The organism is Corynebacterium sp. HMSC077G07, from assembly GCF_001809225.1.
Lineage (GTDB): Bacteria > Actinomycetota > Actinomycetes > Mycobacteriales > Mycobacteriaceae > Corynebacterium > Corynebacterium jeikeium_D.
Window position 1 is genome coordinate 55679 of sequence record NZ_KV796527.1, and the last position, 15064, is coordinate 70742.

12 protein-coding genes are annotated in these 15064 nt (G+C 58.1%); 2 read left to right on the top strand and 10 right to left on the bottom strand.

Annotation, left to right across the window (positions count from 1 at the left end):
• Window positions 1-7 precede the first annotated feature (7 nt).
• Entirely contained in the window at window positions 8-1837 is a 1830-nt protein-coding gene (gene aspS / locus HMPREF2562_RS03165) for an aspartate--tRNA ligase (protein WP_016422693.1), read from the bottom strand.
• Between the two features lie 271 nt (window positions 1838-2108).
• On the opposite strand from aspS, the gene HMPREF2562_RS03170 reads away from it, so the two are divergent.
• Window positions 2109-2996, top strand: a complete 888-nt coding sequence (locus tag HMPREF2562_RS03170) for a KPN_02809 family neutral zinc metallopeptidase (protein WP_016422692.1) — start codon at window positions 2109-2111, stop codon at window positions 2994-2996.
• Between the two features lie 27 nt (window positions 2997-3023).
• Here HMPREF2562_RS03170 and hisS read toward each other — a convergent pair whose 3' ends face one another.
• Complete coding sequence (gene hisS / locus HMPREF2562_RS03175; RefSeq protein ID WP_070549606.1) at window positions 3024-4307, bottom strand: histidine--tRNA ligase; 1284 nt, start codon at window positions 4305-4307, stop codon at window positions 3024-3026.
• 43 nt (window positions 4308-4350) lie between these two features.
• Window positions 4351-5022 (bottom strand): MBL fold metallo-hydrolase, encoded by a 672-nt coding sequence (locus HMPREF2562_RS03180; protein WP_070549607.1) that lies wholly within the window; start codon window positions 5020-5022, stop codon window positions 4351-4353.
• Between the two features lie 292 nt (window positions 5023-5314).
• Between HMPREF2562_RS03180 and HMPREF2562_RS03185 the strand changes: the two genes are divergently transcribed.
• Complete coding sequence (locus tag HMPREF2562_RS03185; protein WP_049190815.1) at window positions 5315-6154, top strand: peptidylprolyl isomerase; 840 nt, start codon at window positions 5315-5317, stop codon at window positions 6152-6154.
• A 121-nt stretch (window positions 6155-6275) separates the two neighbouring features.
• On the opposite strand, the gene HMPREF2562_RS03190 is transcribed toward HMPREF2562_RS03185, so the two are convergent.
• The 7 genes from HMPREF2562_RS03190 to ruvA all read right to left on the bottom strand — a co-directional run bounded on the left by HMPREF2562_RS03190 (window position 6276) and on the right by ruvA (window position 14983).
• Window positions 6276-8537: a RelA/SpoT family protein gene (locus HMPREF2562_RS03190; protein WP_016422688.1), complete on the bottom strand. Its 2262-nt coding sequence runs from the start codon at window positions 8535-8537 to the stop codon at window positions 6276-6278.
• Window positions 8538-8544: 7 nt separating this feature from the next.
• Window positions 8545-9081: an adenine phosphoribosyltransferase gene (locus HMPREF2562_RS03195; RefSeq protein ID WP_016422687.1), complete on the bottom strand. Its 537-nt coding sequence runs from the start codon at window positions 9079-9081 to the stop codon at window positions 8545-8547.
• Between the two features lie 110 nt (window positions 9082-9191).
• A complete protein-coding gene (gene secF, locus HMPREF2562_RS03200) occupies window positions 9192-10409 on the bottom strand; it encodes a protein translocase subunit SecF (protein ID WP_049190789.1) in 1218 nt (405 codons plus the stop codon).
• 6 nt (window positions 10410-10415) lie between these two features.
• Window positions 10416-12341, bottom strand: a complete 1926-nt coding sequence (gene secD / locus HMPREF2562_RS03205; RefSeq protein ID WP_049190792.1) for a protein translocase subunit SecD — start codon at window positions 12339-12341, stop codon at window positions 10416-10418.
• A 311-nt stretch (window positions 12342-12652) separates the two neighbouring features.
• Complete coding sequence (yajC, locus tag HMPREF2562_RS03210; protein ID WP_070549610.1) at window positions 12653-13117, bottom strand: preprotein translocase subunit YajC; 465 nt, start codon at window positions 13115-13117, stop codon at window positions 12653-12655.
• Window positions 13118-13183: 66 nt separating this feature from the next.
• The gene (gene ruvB, locus HMPREF2562_RS03215; RefSeq protein WP_049190793.1) at window positions 13184-14296 is read right to left on the bottom strand and encodes a Holliday junction branch migration DNA helicase RuvB; all 1113 of its coding nucleotides are present in this window, start codon (window positions 14294-14296) and stop codon (window positions 13184-13186) included.
• A gap of 66 nt (window positions 14297-14362) precedes the next feature.
• The gene (ruvA, locus tag HMPREF2562_RS03220; protein ID WP_048731308.1) at window positions 14363-14983 is read right to left on the bottom strand and encodes a Holliday junction branch migration protein RuvA; all 621 of its coding nucleotides are present in this window, start codon (window positions 14981-14983) and stop codon (window positions 14363-14365) included.
• Window positions 14984-15064: the final 81 nt, after the last annotated feature.

Sequence of the window (15064 nt, forward strand, 5' to 3'; positions counted from 1 at the left end):
TCTTTGTTTACTTGCTGTCGCCTGCGTCGGCTGCTGCCTTAACGCCGTCTGCCTTCTGCTTTGGCTTCGGCTTGAAGTCGATACCGGTCTCCTTGCGCTGCTGAGCGGTAATCGGAGTCGGGGCGTCAGTCAACGGATCAACGCCGCCACCGGACTTCGGGAAGGCGATAACTTCGCGAATGGAGTCAACGCCGGCCAGCAGGGAAACGATACGGTCCCAACCGAATGCGATACCACCGTGCGGCGGAGCGCCGTACTGGAAGGCATCCAGCAGGAAGCCGAACTGCTCCTGTGCCTCTTCCTCGCCGATGCCCATAACATCGAAGACGCGCTTCTGGACATCTGGGCGGTGAATACGAATGGAGCCGCCACCAATTTCGTTACCGTTGCAGACGATGTCGTAGGCGTAAGCCAGTGCGTTGCCAGGATCCTTGTCGAAGGTATCCATGTGCTCTGGCTTCGGCGAGGTGAAGGCGTGGTGCACAGCAGTCCACTGCGAGTGGCCCAGGGCAACGTCACCGGAAGCGGTAGCGTCGGCAGCCGGCTCGAACAACGGTGCGTCGACGACCCAGGTGAATGCCCAGTCGCCTTCCTTGATAAGGCCGAGCTTCTTGGCAATCTCTCCACGAGCAGCACCCAGCAGTGCACGGGAGCTCTTAGCGTCACCTGCAGCGAAGAAGATGCAGTCACCCGGCTTCGCGCCTACGTGCGCCGCGATGCCTTCACGCTCTGCGTCAGTAATGTTCTTGGCAACCGGGCCGCCCAGAGTGCCGTCCTCCCCAACAAGGATGTAGGCCAAGCCCTTTGCGCCGCGCTGGCGGGCCCAATCCTGCCAAGCGTCGAGCTGACGACGAGGCTGCGATGCGCCACCGTCCATAACAACTGCACCGACGTAATCGTTCTGGAAGACACGGAAAGTGGTGTCCTTGAAGAACTCGGTGCACTCCACCAGCGGAATGTCGAAGCGCAGGTCCGGCTTGTCAGAACCGTACTTCTCCATGGCCTCCTTGAAGGTCATGCGTGGAATCGGGGTCTGAACAGTGACACCGGCCTCGGCGAAGATAGCAACCAGAATCTCTTCTGCCAGCGCAATGACATCGTCCTGCTCGGCGAAGCTCATCTCAACGTCGAGCTGAGTGAACTCCGGCTGGCGGTCAGCGCGGAAGTCCTCATCTCGGTAGCAGCGGGCGATCTGGTAGTAGCGCTCCATGCCAGCGACCATAAGCAGCTGCTTGAACAACTGAGGGGACTGCGGCAGTGCGTAGAAAGTGCCCGGCTTCAAACGAGCCGGCACCACGAAGTCACGAGCACCTTCCGGCGTAGAGCGAGTCAACGTCGGGGTCTCGATTTCGGTGAAGTCGTGGCTGTCCAGCACCTTACGGGCTGCGCGGTTGACAGCCGCACGGAGACGCATAATCTTGGCCGGGCCTTCACGGCGTAGGTCTAGGTAGCGGTACTTCAGGCGGGCTTCCTCGCCGACAGTGCCAGAAGTTCCAACATCCTCGAGCTGGAACGGCAATGCCGCCGACTCGTTGAGGATGGTCAGCTCCGTAACATTGACCTCAATTTCACCCGATGCCAGGTTCGGGTTTTCGGAGCCCTCCGGGCGCTTCTCAACGACACCGGTGACCTGAATGCAGTATTCGCTGCGCAGGTGGTGTGCACGCTCAGCAACTTCGCTGTTGCGGAACACAACCTGGGCGTAACCGGAGCGGTCACGCATGTCGATGAAGATCACGCCACCATGGTCACGGCGGCGTCCTACCCAACCGGTCAGGGTTACTGTGCTGCCGGCGAGGTCAGCGCGGAGGTCTCCGGCAAGATGCGTACGAAGCACTGCGAATTGGTCCTTCCAAAATTGGTGCTATAGGGATTAACGCTGTGGATAGCGGTTTCGTCCGTGTAGTCTACCTTGAAGCCAGAAAGGTGAGAAGAAGACCCCGGCTATTTTGCTTATTACCGGTCATCGCCTTGGGCCTACCTCGGGCTTCATGTACTCACTTAGACAAAGTTCTCCGTAGATCCTGACGTTGATTTACATGCGGATACTATGACGCAGCGCTATTCAATGGCCCGTTTTCCGCACCTTATGCAATAGTCTTACTCCTATGACCTTCCGGAATGACTTCCAAAAGAGCTCGGCTCGTGCCGAGCGACGCTCGGGTGGTGGCCGCGCTATCGCCGTAGGCGGTGGCGGTATCGGCGGCCTTGTCCTCATCGGCCTGTACTTACTTCTCGGCGGCGACCCGGGACAATTGGGACAGCTGACAGGTGCCCAGAACAACCAGTCCTCGCAGACTGCACAGCAGTCCCCTGGCGAGGATCCCTGCAAGACCGGCGAAGATGCCAACAGCCGCATCGATTGCCGGATGGAATTCACCGGTATTTCGGTCGACCGAGTCTGGGAAGAACAACTCCCCGCACAGGCCGGCATCGAGTACACGAACCCAGGCTTAGTCCTCTTTGAAGGCTCCACTCAGTCGGGCTGCGGCGCAGCGTCCTCGTCCACCGGCCCGTTCTACTGCCCCGCCGATCAAACGGCCTACTTCGACACGGAGTTCTTTAGCACCCTGGAGCGCATGGGCGGAGGCAACGGACCGCTCGCACAGGAATACGTCGTGGCCCACGAATTCGCCCACCATATCCAAAGGTTGGAGGGCACACTCGGCCGCAGTAACTACAACGAACCGGGCCCCGATTCCGACGCTGTAAAGATCGAGCTGCAGGCCGACTGCTACGCGGGTATCTGGGCTCATTACGCGGACAAGGGGCCGGACGCAATCCTCGAACCGCTTTCCGACGAGCAAGTTGCCGATGCCCTCAAAACTACGAAGGCCATTGGCGATGACACCATCCAGCAGCATTCCGGCGGTGGTGTTCAACCGGACTCCTGGACCCACGGCTCGGCCGAGCAGCGTACGAAGGCATTCCTCACCGGCTACAAGTCAGGAAAGATGTCTCAGTGCGACACTCTCGAGCGCGGCGTCTACAGCTAGACTCCGCACTCAACAAATGCGCGTTTCCTAGATGCGCGACTGCAACTCCTGAACCAGTGCATCTAGGGCGACTGCGTGCTGCTCGTGGGACTCAAGGTTCTTCAGCTGAACCTCGCCCGCGGCCAATTCAGACTCGCCGAGGACCAACGCAAATCGGGCTCCAGCGCGATCGGCACCCTTCATCGCGCCCTTCAGACCGCGGCCGCCGTAGGACATATCTGCGCGGATACCCGCTTGGCGCAGCTTATTGATCTGCACCGCCATAGCGTGAGCGGCTTCTTCACCGAGCGCAACACCATACACATCGACGCGTCGACCATCGCTGGCATGCTTGCCCTCTGCTTCCAGTGCGAGCAGCGCGCGATCCACACCCAAACCAAAGCCAATTCCAGACAGCTCTTGGCCGCCTAGCTGCGCCATCAGCCCGTCGTAGCGACCACCGCCGCCGATACCCGACTGAGCACCAAGGCCGTCGTGAACAAACTCGAAGCACGTCTTGGTGTAGTAGTCCAGTCCGCGCACCATTCGAGGATTGATGACATAGGGCACCTTCATGTCATCCAACAGTCCAGTCACAGCTTCAAAGTGACCGCGAGCGCTGTCAGAAAGGTGGTCCAGCATCAGCGGCGCGTCGGCAAGCATTTCCTGCATTTCCGGTCGCTTATCGTCGAGGACGCGCAGCGGGTTGATGTTTGCACGGTGGCGCGTTTCCTCATCCAGAGGCAGGTCAAACAAGAACTCCTGCAGCTTAGCGCGATATTCAGGGCGGCAGGTGTTGTCGCCAAGGCTTGTCAGTTCAAGGCGGAAGCCTTCGAGTCCGATACCGCGGAAGCATGCGTCGGCAAGCGCGATGACTTCAGCGTCCAGCGCAGGATCATCGACGCCGATTGCCTCTACGCCCACCTGCTGCAACTGACGGTAACGGCCTGCCTGCGGGCGTTCATAGCGGAAGAATGGCCCCGCGTAGGAAAGCTTGACCGGCAACTGACCGCGATCCAAATTGTGCTCAATGACCGCGCGCATCACGCCCGCGGTACCCTCCGGGCGCAGGGTGACGGAGCGGCCGCCGCGGTCGGCGAACGTGTACATCTCCTTGGTGACGACGTCCGTCGATTCACCTACGCCACGTGCAAAAAGCCCGGTGTCCTCGAAAATTGGCAGCTCAATGTGCTCATAGCCCGCAAGTCGTGCGCGGTGCTGGAATGAGTTTCGCACCGCCTCGAATTCGCGGGAGACCGGCGGGACGTAATCCGGCACGCCCTTGGGCGCGGAGAATGGCTTCAACTTCTTTGGCTTCTGGCTAGAGTTCACCCCGCTAACTCTACCTGCCAACTCTCACGAGGTGTCAGCCAGGCTAGGTGAGGTTTTGCAGGAACGGGTTGGTCGCGCGCTCCTCGCCTATCGACGATGCGGAGCCATGGCCCGGAAGAATCATGAGGTCATCCGCCAGCGGGAGGACCTTATCCTTCAACGACTGCTGCATGTGCTCCGGACTACTGCCCGGCAAATCTACGCGACCGATAGCCCCCTTAAAGAGGACGTCCCCGCTGAAGACAATCTCATCTTCCCCATCGGAAGCGCGCAGCATCACGCATCCCGGAGAGTGACCCGGAGCGTGAATGACTTCGAAATTCAACCCTGCCCACTTTACTTCGTCGCCATCCTCGAAGAAATCGGCTTCCGTATAAGCCTGCATAGAATCGATGTCAAAGAGGTGTCCGAAAGAAGAACCGCCGAGCTTCGGATTGGCCAGCAACACATTGTCGCTTTCGTGAATGAAGACGGGGATATCCCAGAAGTCGGAGGCCTCCGCGACATCGCGGACATGGTCGATATGACCATGGGTCAGCAGAATTGCTTCCGGCTTCCAATCTCGCTTCTCAACCTCGCCGCGTACTACCTCGAACGCCCCCATGCCCGGGTCAACAATGACGCATGGGGTGGACAGGCCGTCCATTTCCGGAGCGCCTGTTGCCACGTAGCAGTTGGTTTGAAAAGGGCCGGCTGCAAAACCAAATATCTCCATGGCGCTCCATTGTAACGATTGTGTACAGCCCCCGGCAGGCTATTTGCGCCTTCCAACAACGGGAAGAGAGCACCTTTCCCCTTGCTCGTTGGCCTGTCATCTCGCAAATGGGAAGCAATCCCGGGCATAATGGTCGATTGTGTACGCGACGGTGACCGACTGAGCTGTTACTTCAAATGCGGTCACTATCAATGGGCAAAATCGTCCGCTGGTGTTCCGTCACCAGCAATAGATGACTAACAGATACGGAGAAAGACTAGTGGCCAATAATGAGCAAAGGCGCAAAGATGCGATGCGGACGCTCGAGCGCGAACTTAAGCGCCGTGCACGTGCCGAGAAGCTGAAGCCACTGGGCGTTGTCGTAACTACCTTGGCTATCCTGCTCTTTATCGGTGGCGGCATCTACTTGCTGACCACGGCTGGCGGCGCTGACGACAATGAGGCCGCTGATGAATCCACGACTCCAGTCGAACCTGCAGCTCTGACAGCTACTCCTGTCAGCGGTGAAAAGGTTCCAATGAAGCGCTCTTCCCCACTTCCGGAAACCGTGACCTGTGACTACCCGGATGATGGCGAGGCATCGAAGGACATAGATAAGCCAGCTACCGACAACGTTCCCGCCACTGGCACTGTAACCATCACCCTGAAGACTAACCAGGGCGACATTCCGATGGAGCTGGACCGCGCTATTTCACCTTGCGGCGTCAATGCAATTGAGCACATGGCCAAGTCCGACTACTTCAATGACACTGTGTGCCACCGTATTACCGGTGGTGGCCTGAACGTTCTGCAGTGTGGCGACCCGACTGGTACCGGTACCGGCGGCCCGGGCTTCAAGTTCGCTGGCGAATGGCCGGTCAAGGATTCTGGTCTGGATCAGAATACCCCGTTGGTGTACCCGAAGGGCTCTATCGCCATGGCAAACCCGAGCGACCCAGATGCCAACGGCAGCCAGTTCTTCCTCAACTGGGCAGATTCTCAGCTGCCTCCGCAGTACACCGTGCTTGGCTCCATGACTGACGAGGGCACCAAGACGGTTGCGGACATTGCGAAGAACGGTATCGAGGGCGGCGGTACCTCTGACGGTAAGCCAGCTAAGGAAGTCCGTATTGAGAAGGCGGAAGTCAAGTAGCTGACTCAACTGACTGATTCAGAAATTAATCAAAAACAGGGCCAAGGTGTTTCACCTTGGCCCTGTTTTAATACCTACGCGGCCTCATCCTTTTTCACATATCGATGGGCTGCTAAACCGCCTACTGACCAGAAGTAATGCGGTAGACATCGAAGACTCCCTCGACACCGCGCAGAATGTTGAAGATATAGCCCATCTGCTTAGTGTCCGAAACCTCGAAGCTAAAACGCATTACGGCAACGCGGTCATCGGAGGTATGGGAGGACGTCGACAGGATTGAGACCTTCTGATCGGAGAAGACGCGAGTAATCTCCGAGAGCAGTCCATGACGGTCAAGTGCTTCGATTTGCACCGTAACCATGAAGACCGCACCGGAGGAATCTGTTGCCCAGGAGACCTCGATAATGCGCTCCGGCTCCTGGTGCAGCTTCTCCGCATTAGTGCAGTCCGTACGGTGCACACTGACCCCACCGCCGCGGGTGACGAAGCCAAAGATGGCATCGCCCGGCACAGGCGTACAGCATTTGGCAAGCTTAGCGGCCATATCCGCGCTGCCTTCTACCAACACACCCGTGCTGTCAGCGCGGCGCGGAGTGTTGTGCACGTTCATCTTTGAAATTGGCGTGCGGGAGACCAACTGCTCTTCGGCATCGTCCGCGCTCGAGAACTGCGCCATCAGCCGGTGAGTCACATGCTGCGCTGAGACCTGCCCCTTACCGATAGCGGTATAGAGCGCATCGACATCCGCATAGTGCAGCTCGGAGGCAATCTGCTTGATGGACGCCGGAGTGAACAGGCGGTGCATCGGCAGACCGCCGCGCTGTACCTCTGCAGCCAGTGCGTCACGGCCGGCATCGAGTGCCTCCTCGCGGCGCTCTTTGGCAAACCACTGACGGATCTTTGCCCGCGCACGTGGAGTTTTAACAAACTTCTCCCAGTCCTTAGACGGACCGGAATCGGCATCCTTGGACGTGAAAATCTCGACGCGGTCGCCAGTTTTTAGCGGTGATTCCAACGCCACTAGCTTGCCGTTGACTTTGGCACCAATACATCGGTGACCTACTTCAGTATGGACCGCGTAGGCAAAGTCGACCGGCGTGGAGTCCGCAGGCAATGTGATGACATCGCCCTTAGGTGTGAACGCAAAAATTTCAGTGACTGAGAGGTCATAGCGCAGGGAGTCCAGGAACTCGTTAGGATCTGCGGCCTCCCGCTGCCAATCCAGCAGCTGACGCATCCACGCCATCTGATCGACTTCGGCGGAATCTCCCTTGTGAGAGCCCTTGGTTTCCTTGTAGCGCCAGTGTGCGGCAATGCCGTACTCAGCGTTGTAGTGCATCTCATGGGTGCGAATCTGCACTTCTAGCGGGGAGCCACCTGGACCGATGACCGTTGTGTGCAACGACTGGTAAACCCCGAAACGCGGCGCGGAAATATAGTCCTTGAATCGCCCCGGCATAGGTTTGAACAGCGAGTGGACGGCACCCATCGCGGCATAGCAATCCTTGGTCGTGTCCACCAGAACTCGAAGTCCGACCAGGTCAAAAATCTCGTCGAACTCATGGCCGCGGACAATCATCTTCTGATAAATCGACCAGTAGTGCTTCGGCCTGCCCTGTACCTCAGCAGCAATGTGAGACTCCTTCAGATCCTTCTGAATCATCTCGGAGACTTCCTGGATGTACCGGTCCCGCTGCGGCGCTCGATCTGCGACCAAACGCACAATCTCGTCGTACTTCTTCGGGTACAAAATGGCGAAGGAGAGATCTTCCAACTCCCACTTCACGCTGGCCATTCCCAAACGATGCGCCAGCGGTGCAATCACCTCGAGGGTCTCACGGGCCTTCTTAGCCTGCTTTTCCGGCGGCAGGAAGCGCATTGTGCGCATGTTATGCAGCCGGTCAGCCACCTTGATAACCAGCACGCGCGGGTCCTGGCTCATGGCGATAATCATCTTTCGCACGGTCTCTGCCTCGGCGGCGGAGCCCAACGCGACCTTATCCAATTTGGTCACACCGTCGACCAGTCGTGCGACTTCTGGGCCGAAGTCCCGCTCCAGGTCCTCCAGCGTGTAATCGGTATCTTCGACCGTGTCATGTAGCAGCGCTGCCACCAGCGTGGTGGTATCCATGCCGATCTCGGCGGCAATAGTGGCGACTGCAAGCGGGTGAGTGATGTATGGCTCGCCGGATTTCCGGTACACGCCGTCGTGAAGGCGCTCGGCGGTATCGTAGGCACGCTGAAGCACAGCCAAATCTGCGCGCGGATGCACCTGTCGATGCACCGCGACAAGGGGATCTAGCACCGGGCGGATTTTCGTTCTGTTGCCGGTAAGGCTTCGCGCTAGGCGGGCACCATAACGGCGTGCGGGCCCTTCAGCCATGACTCATTCACCCCTTATTAACCACGTACAAAGGCAGATCAGCAAGCTTCTCCCGAGCTCCCAGGCCTTCAACCTCCAGCACGGTGCACAGCCCGGTTACCTCGACACCAGCGGTCTCCAGCAGGGCGCGAGCTGCACACAGGGTGCCACCAGTTGCCAACACATCGTCGACAAGTACGGCCTTCTTGCCCTTCAGCTCAAACCCACTAGCCGGAATCTCAAGCGCGGCCGTACCATATTCCAGTTCATAGGTCTCGGTCAGCACAGGCGGTGGTAGCTTACCCTTCTTACGAATAGCGAGCACTCCCAGTCCAAGCTTGTACGCCACCGCAGAACCCAGCAGGAATCCACGCGCATCTAGGCTGCCTATAACATCAGCCCCGAACTCTTCCACCTTGGCGGAAATCTCGTCCACAATCAGGGCGAACGTCGTGGCGTCGGCAAGCGCCGGCGTCAGGTCCTCGAAGAGTACGCCCTCAACTGGAAAATCGGGCACGAACCGAATCTGATCGGCTAATGCCTCACGCGCGTGTGCATACGACACAGGTTTAAGCTCCTTTTCGGCGAAAAGAAAAAGTGCGGGTACCTGTCAACGATACCCGCACAATGCGCTTTTAAAGTAGTTTCACCCGAACCACTGGGAGGCGCTACCTCCTACTGCCCCGGACGCCAGGACAGCGGCTTGTCTTCATCGCCCTCAAGCTTCGGAGTCGTCACCGTTCGTTTCGGCGTCGACGGCTCCATCTCGCTTGCCGACGGCTCCTTCGAGCCCGAGTCCTCCGCAACATCAGTGGTGGCGGAATCGGTGCCCGAACCGGCTCCCTCAGATGCCTTTGCGCGGGCAGACAGTACCGCCTCTTCATGCTTGCGGTATTCACGCTGCCGCGACTTAAGAGACACCAACAGCGACGAAGCCAGGAAGATCGAAGAGAACGTACCTTGAATAATGCCGATGAGCTGAACGAGTGCAAGGTCCTTCAGCGTTCCGACCCCTAGCATGCCCACGGCGATGACCATCAGTGCCAGGATTGGCAGGAGCGTCGACACCGTGGTGTTGATAGAACGCATGATGGTTTGGTTGACCGCCAGGTTCACCAACTCGGCGTAACTTCTACGGGTCGATGAACGATAGCCTGCCGTGTTCTCGTCGACCTTGTCGAAAACCACGACGGTGTCGTACAGGGAGAACGACAGCACTGTCAGCAAGCCGATAATGGTTGCCGGGGTGACGTCAAGACCAATGAGCGCGTAGATGCCCATAATCACGATTGCATCCACAACCAGGGCGAGAATTGCGGCAATGGCCATGTCGCGCTCGAAGTGAATGGTGATGTAGATGAACACCAGACCCAGGAACACCACTGCAGCCAGCAGCATTCGGTTGGTAATCGAAGAGCCCCACGACTCCGACACGGTCGAGTCACCAATGGCATCCGGGGTCTGCTGCCCCTGTACATCGACGGGCTTGAATGCATCATTCAACGCGATACGAGCACTATTAATCTCGTCCTGAGTCAGCTTCTCAGAGGTGATCTCCAGGATTCGGCCCTCACCAGAACCGATAATTTGCACCAGCTCCGGCTTCACGCCGGTCGCCTCGGTGAAAACCTCCTCGGCCTGCTCAGTTGTCACTGAGGCCGGCGGCATAGTCATCTTGGTACCGCCCTCGAAGTCGATACCGAAGCTGAACCCGCGAATCAGCATCGCTGCGAAAGCAACAACGATGATGGCGACGGCAATCTGGTACCAGCGCTTCCGCTTGCCGACGATGTTGATTCCACCCTCGCCGGTGTAGAGGCGGCGGAAGAAGGAGTCGTCTTTCACGCTTTCTGGCTCAGTGATTAGCGCCGGATTCGTCTGAGTAGTATTCATGGATTCCTACTTCCCCTCATTCGCGCTGGAGTGAGCTGCACCGGTGTCGGCAGCCGTACTGGCGGAGGCATCGGAGGCTCCGGCCTTCTTACCGGCAGCTACAGTCTTATTCCTCTGTGCAATCTCCATGACCGAGCCGAAGCCGTTCATCGACGGCTTGGACAAAGCTGGCCACTTACGAGTAGCCAGGATGACCAACGGCGCAGTCACGAGGAAAGCCGTCACAATGTCGAATGCTGTGGAGAGACCAAGTGTGAATGCGAAACCGCGGACATCGCCAACGGCCAGGATGTAAAGAACCACAGCCGCAATGATGGACACAAAGTTACCCGAAAGGATGGTGCGCCGTGCTCGTCGCCAAGCGTGCGGAACCGCGGAGCGGAAAGTTCTACCCGCGCGGATTTCGTCCTTAATGCGTTCGAAGAAGACGATGAAGGAGTCAGCCGTTACACCGATGGAGATGATGATACCGGCGATGCCAGCGAGATCGAGCGAGTAGCCAATCCAACGACCAAGAAGGACAAGGACGCCGTAGACCATCGCTCCAGCTGCTGCCAGCGAAACCAGCGAAATCACGCCCAGGCCGCGGTAGAGAGCAATCGCGTAGACGACAATCAGGGCGATACCGATAATGCCGGCAAGCAGACCGGCTTCCAAGGAAGCCGAACCAAGCATGGCCGGGATAGTCGTGGTGGTGCCGCCCGGCTCGCCGTCCTCACCTGCGAACGACAGCGGCAGTGCACCATAACGCAGGTTATTGGCCAGCCCCTGTGCCTCGTCGATTGAGAAGTCGCCCGTGATGCGGGTGGCAGAACCAACTGGGGTTGCCTCCTGAATCACCGGGGCGGAAATGACCTTCGAGTCCAACACGATAGCGACCTGCCGCTGCAGGTAGTCATTGGTCAACTTGGTCCATGTGCGAGCGCCGGTGTCATTCTTCCCGGACTTGAAGCTAAAGGAGACCTGAATCTGACCAGACTGCTGATCGTAACCACCGTTAATCGGCGCATTGGTATCAATAGCGTCGCCGGACAGACGCTGGCCCTTGGCCTCGTCCTCCTGCCCAATCAACAGCGGAGCCTTGCCCAGGAAGATGGCTTTACCGCCTTCGGGCGCACAGGTCACCAGCGGCTTGGCCGGGTCATCGGCACCCTGTAGCGGATCAACTGCATCGCGGTTATCGCAGGTCATCAGCGCAGCGGCTGCAAACTGTGTCGTTGGGTCTTCGGACTGGCGAGTCGCCAACAGCACGTCACGAACCTTCGTACGCAGCTCGGCCGCTTCAATTGAGTTCGCCGGCTTTGCCGGAGCTGTTGCGTCCAACTTCGGGGCCTCGCCCAGCGACTTGGACAGCTCCTCGGGAACCGGCTGATCTGGGTTCTGTTCCTTGAAGGCATCAATTGCACGCTTCTGCGTTTCGTTCATGTCCTTGTAGAGGTCATCAACACGCTTGGCGGCGTCCTCCTTCGACAGGACACCGACTGACACCCAATCTTCAGCAGTCTTCTTAACTACCTCGCCAAAGGCAGCTTCATCAGGGCCCTGGGTGGGCTGTTCTACCGGACGGAAGAAGAGCTGCGAAGTCTGGCCGAGCGTACGCGCCTCCTGTGAGTCTTCACCCGGCACGGTAATGACCAGCGTGTCACCGTCGGTGACAACTTGAGCGCCGCTGACGCCCATGCCGTTTACGCGGTTCTCCAGAATCTTGCGAGCCTGGTCCAGCTGATCGCGCGTCGGCTTTTCGCCCTGCGGCACCAAGGTTACTCGGGTACCACCCTGCAAGTCGATGCCCAACTTTGGCTTGGCTGATCCGCCGCCGGTGAAAAAGACGAGTGCGTACGTAAGGATGAGGAAGCCAACAAACAGTGCCAACAGCCACTGCGGCCAGTTCCTCTTGAATGTATTCGCACCGGATCTGGATTTGCTGTTCAAAGCAAAGTCTCCTGAATCGTGACGTTTAGGTACTTAAGCGCTTCGGGTAGAAACGCAGGTCTATAACCGCACCGCGAAATCGCGCGATACCAGGAAGAGGCATTGCGGGCGTCGCTAAGCAAAGCTATAAACACCAACCGCTAGAGAATAACCGATTTAGCGTAGTGCGCCGGTTTTGACTTGTACCTATTTAGTGAAAATCTTGCCCACGCTTGCCGACGGCGAAACCTGGGACGCGCCCGCTAACCCCACGGCGCACGCTACAGCTTGGATGCATGCAAACCAGCAGGGCGTGGGCGTGCAAAAAACTGCTACTGCTTTTCGGTGGAAGTGGAACCGTCTGTACCCGTGTTATCCGAGTTACTCGGAGTATTCGGGTTCTCGACCTGCTCATTGATGTCCGAAGCGGCATTGTCATCCGGACCGTGGCCGGTGATTTCTTGGACATCGCCGACGTGGTAATCTGGCGCATCGGAAACACGGCCACGTCGATCACGGTGAGCGTAGCTAGCTCCGGTACCGGTGGTGAGGTTGCGGGCAATGGCGCCCTTTTCCCACCGGGTCACGATGCCGTCAGCGATAATCAGGTCGACGGTTGTTTCGGTCGTATCAACGACCACACCATGCATACCGGAACCGGTGATGACCTCTGCGCCCGGGGCCAACTTATCCTGCATGTCCCGAATGGTGCGCACCTGCTTGTTCTGCTTGATGATCTGCCAAATTGGCAGCGCCAGGAACAAGAAAATAAGTAGGAGGAGAATAGTTTGATCCATGTCTGCCGAGTTTAACGAATTGCCAGCTAGCAATTCCACACTGCCCCGGCCAGGTCGATGAGAAAGCTATTCTCCGATAGTTCCCTCCGGAGGCTGCAACCCCAAGTGCCGCCATGCTCGGGCAGTTGCAACACGTCCGCGCGATGTACGCGCAATCATCCCGGCACGGACCAAGTAGGGCTCGCACACTTCTTCCACAGTCGAGGGCTCCTCACCGACTGCCAGCGCCAGGGAATTCACGCCCACCGGGCCGCCACCGTGCCCCTTGACCAGGGCAGTCAGCACTGCGCGGTCCAAGCGGTCCAGCCCAAGCTCATCGACATCGAAGACAATCAACGCCGCCTTGGCCGCACCAAGATCAATAACGCCACCGGAGTGAACATCTGCGAAATCGCGAACGCGACGCAGTAGGCGGTTGGCAATTCGCGGGGTACCTCGCGAACGCGAGGCAATCTCCACTGCAGCCTCTGGGCTGATATCCACCCCGAGGATCCCAGCGGCACGGGTAACCACCTTTGTCAGATCCTCGACCTCGTAGAACTCCATCTGCGCAGTAAAACCGAAACGGTCACGCAGTGGGCCAGTCAGCATACCCGAGCGCGTCGTTGCGCCTACCAGCGTAAAAGGTGGAATCTCGAGTGGAATTGACGTAGCTCCAGGCCCCTTGCCCACGATGACATCAATACGGAAATCTTCCATTGCCATGTAGAGCATTTCCTCCACGGGCCTGGCAATGCGGTGGATCTCGTCAATGAAGAGTACATCGCCCTCGAGCAGGTTCGATAGCATTGCTGCCAAATCGCCAGCGCGAATAAGCGCCGGACCGGACGTCATTCGCAGGGACGACCCCATCTCCTGCGCAATAATCATGGCCATGGTGGTCTTACCCAGGCCGGGAGGTCCCGACAGCAGAATGTGGTCCGGAGTCACATTTCGTCCCCGTGCCCCGGAGAGCACCAAATCCAGCTGCTCGCGGACCTTGGGTTGGCCGATAAACTCCCCTAACGACTTTGGTCGCAGGTTCGATTCCGCATCGACTTCCTCGACCTGAGCGCGGGCATCGACATCACGTTGTGCACCATTTCCCCCACCGCCAAAATGGTCGTTGGCTGCTCCATCTAAAGAGTCCCTGAAGGGATTGCCCGACACGTTAAACTCCGTGCGCTCGATATCGCTCATAGTCCCCTCATCCTAGTGCACTGCCATTTTTCATCATCAATGTAGCTGCAGGTCCTCGACCTGGATTTACTTTTCGCCCAATGTCTTTAGCGCCGCCTTCAGCGCCATTGATGTATCCAAGGTCGGATCAATCCGAACAACAGTCTCCGCTGCCTCATTCGCATCAGCTTCCGGGAACCCAAGCCCGACCAAAGCACCAACGACCTGATCCAGATCTGCCTTCAAAACAATGCCAGGCGCTGCTCCGCTTGCAGCTTCCTCCGGCTGGGATACCGCCCTATCCGCGAAAACCTCGACCTTATCCTTCAACTCAACCAACAGGCGCTCCGCCAATCGCTTGCCGACGCCGTTAGCCGCCTGGAGGGCCTTGGCATTCTTTGAGGCAACCGCATTGGCAATCTCGGCCGGCGACAGTACCGATAGAACAGACATCGCTACTTTTGGCCCCACTGTTGAGACAGTGCGCAAGAGCGCAAACATCTCACGTTCCTGCGAGTTGGCAAAACCAAAAAGCGTAATCGCATCTTCACGAACCGCCATTGTGGTCAACATGAAAGTCTGCTCATGCCTCACCAACTGAGAAGCTAACCTGCCCGTAATGGTGACCAAATGCCCGACACCACCGCACTCGATAACGCAATAGTCCGCACCGAGATCGATAACCTCACCGCGTAGAGATGCAATCACTTCTCACAATTCCTTTCACTACGGCTTCCCGAAAGACACCGAGATAAACGCCGAACTCACAAGTGTGCTCTAGCAGGCTCC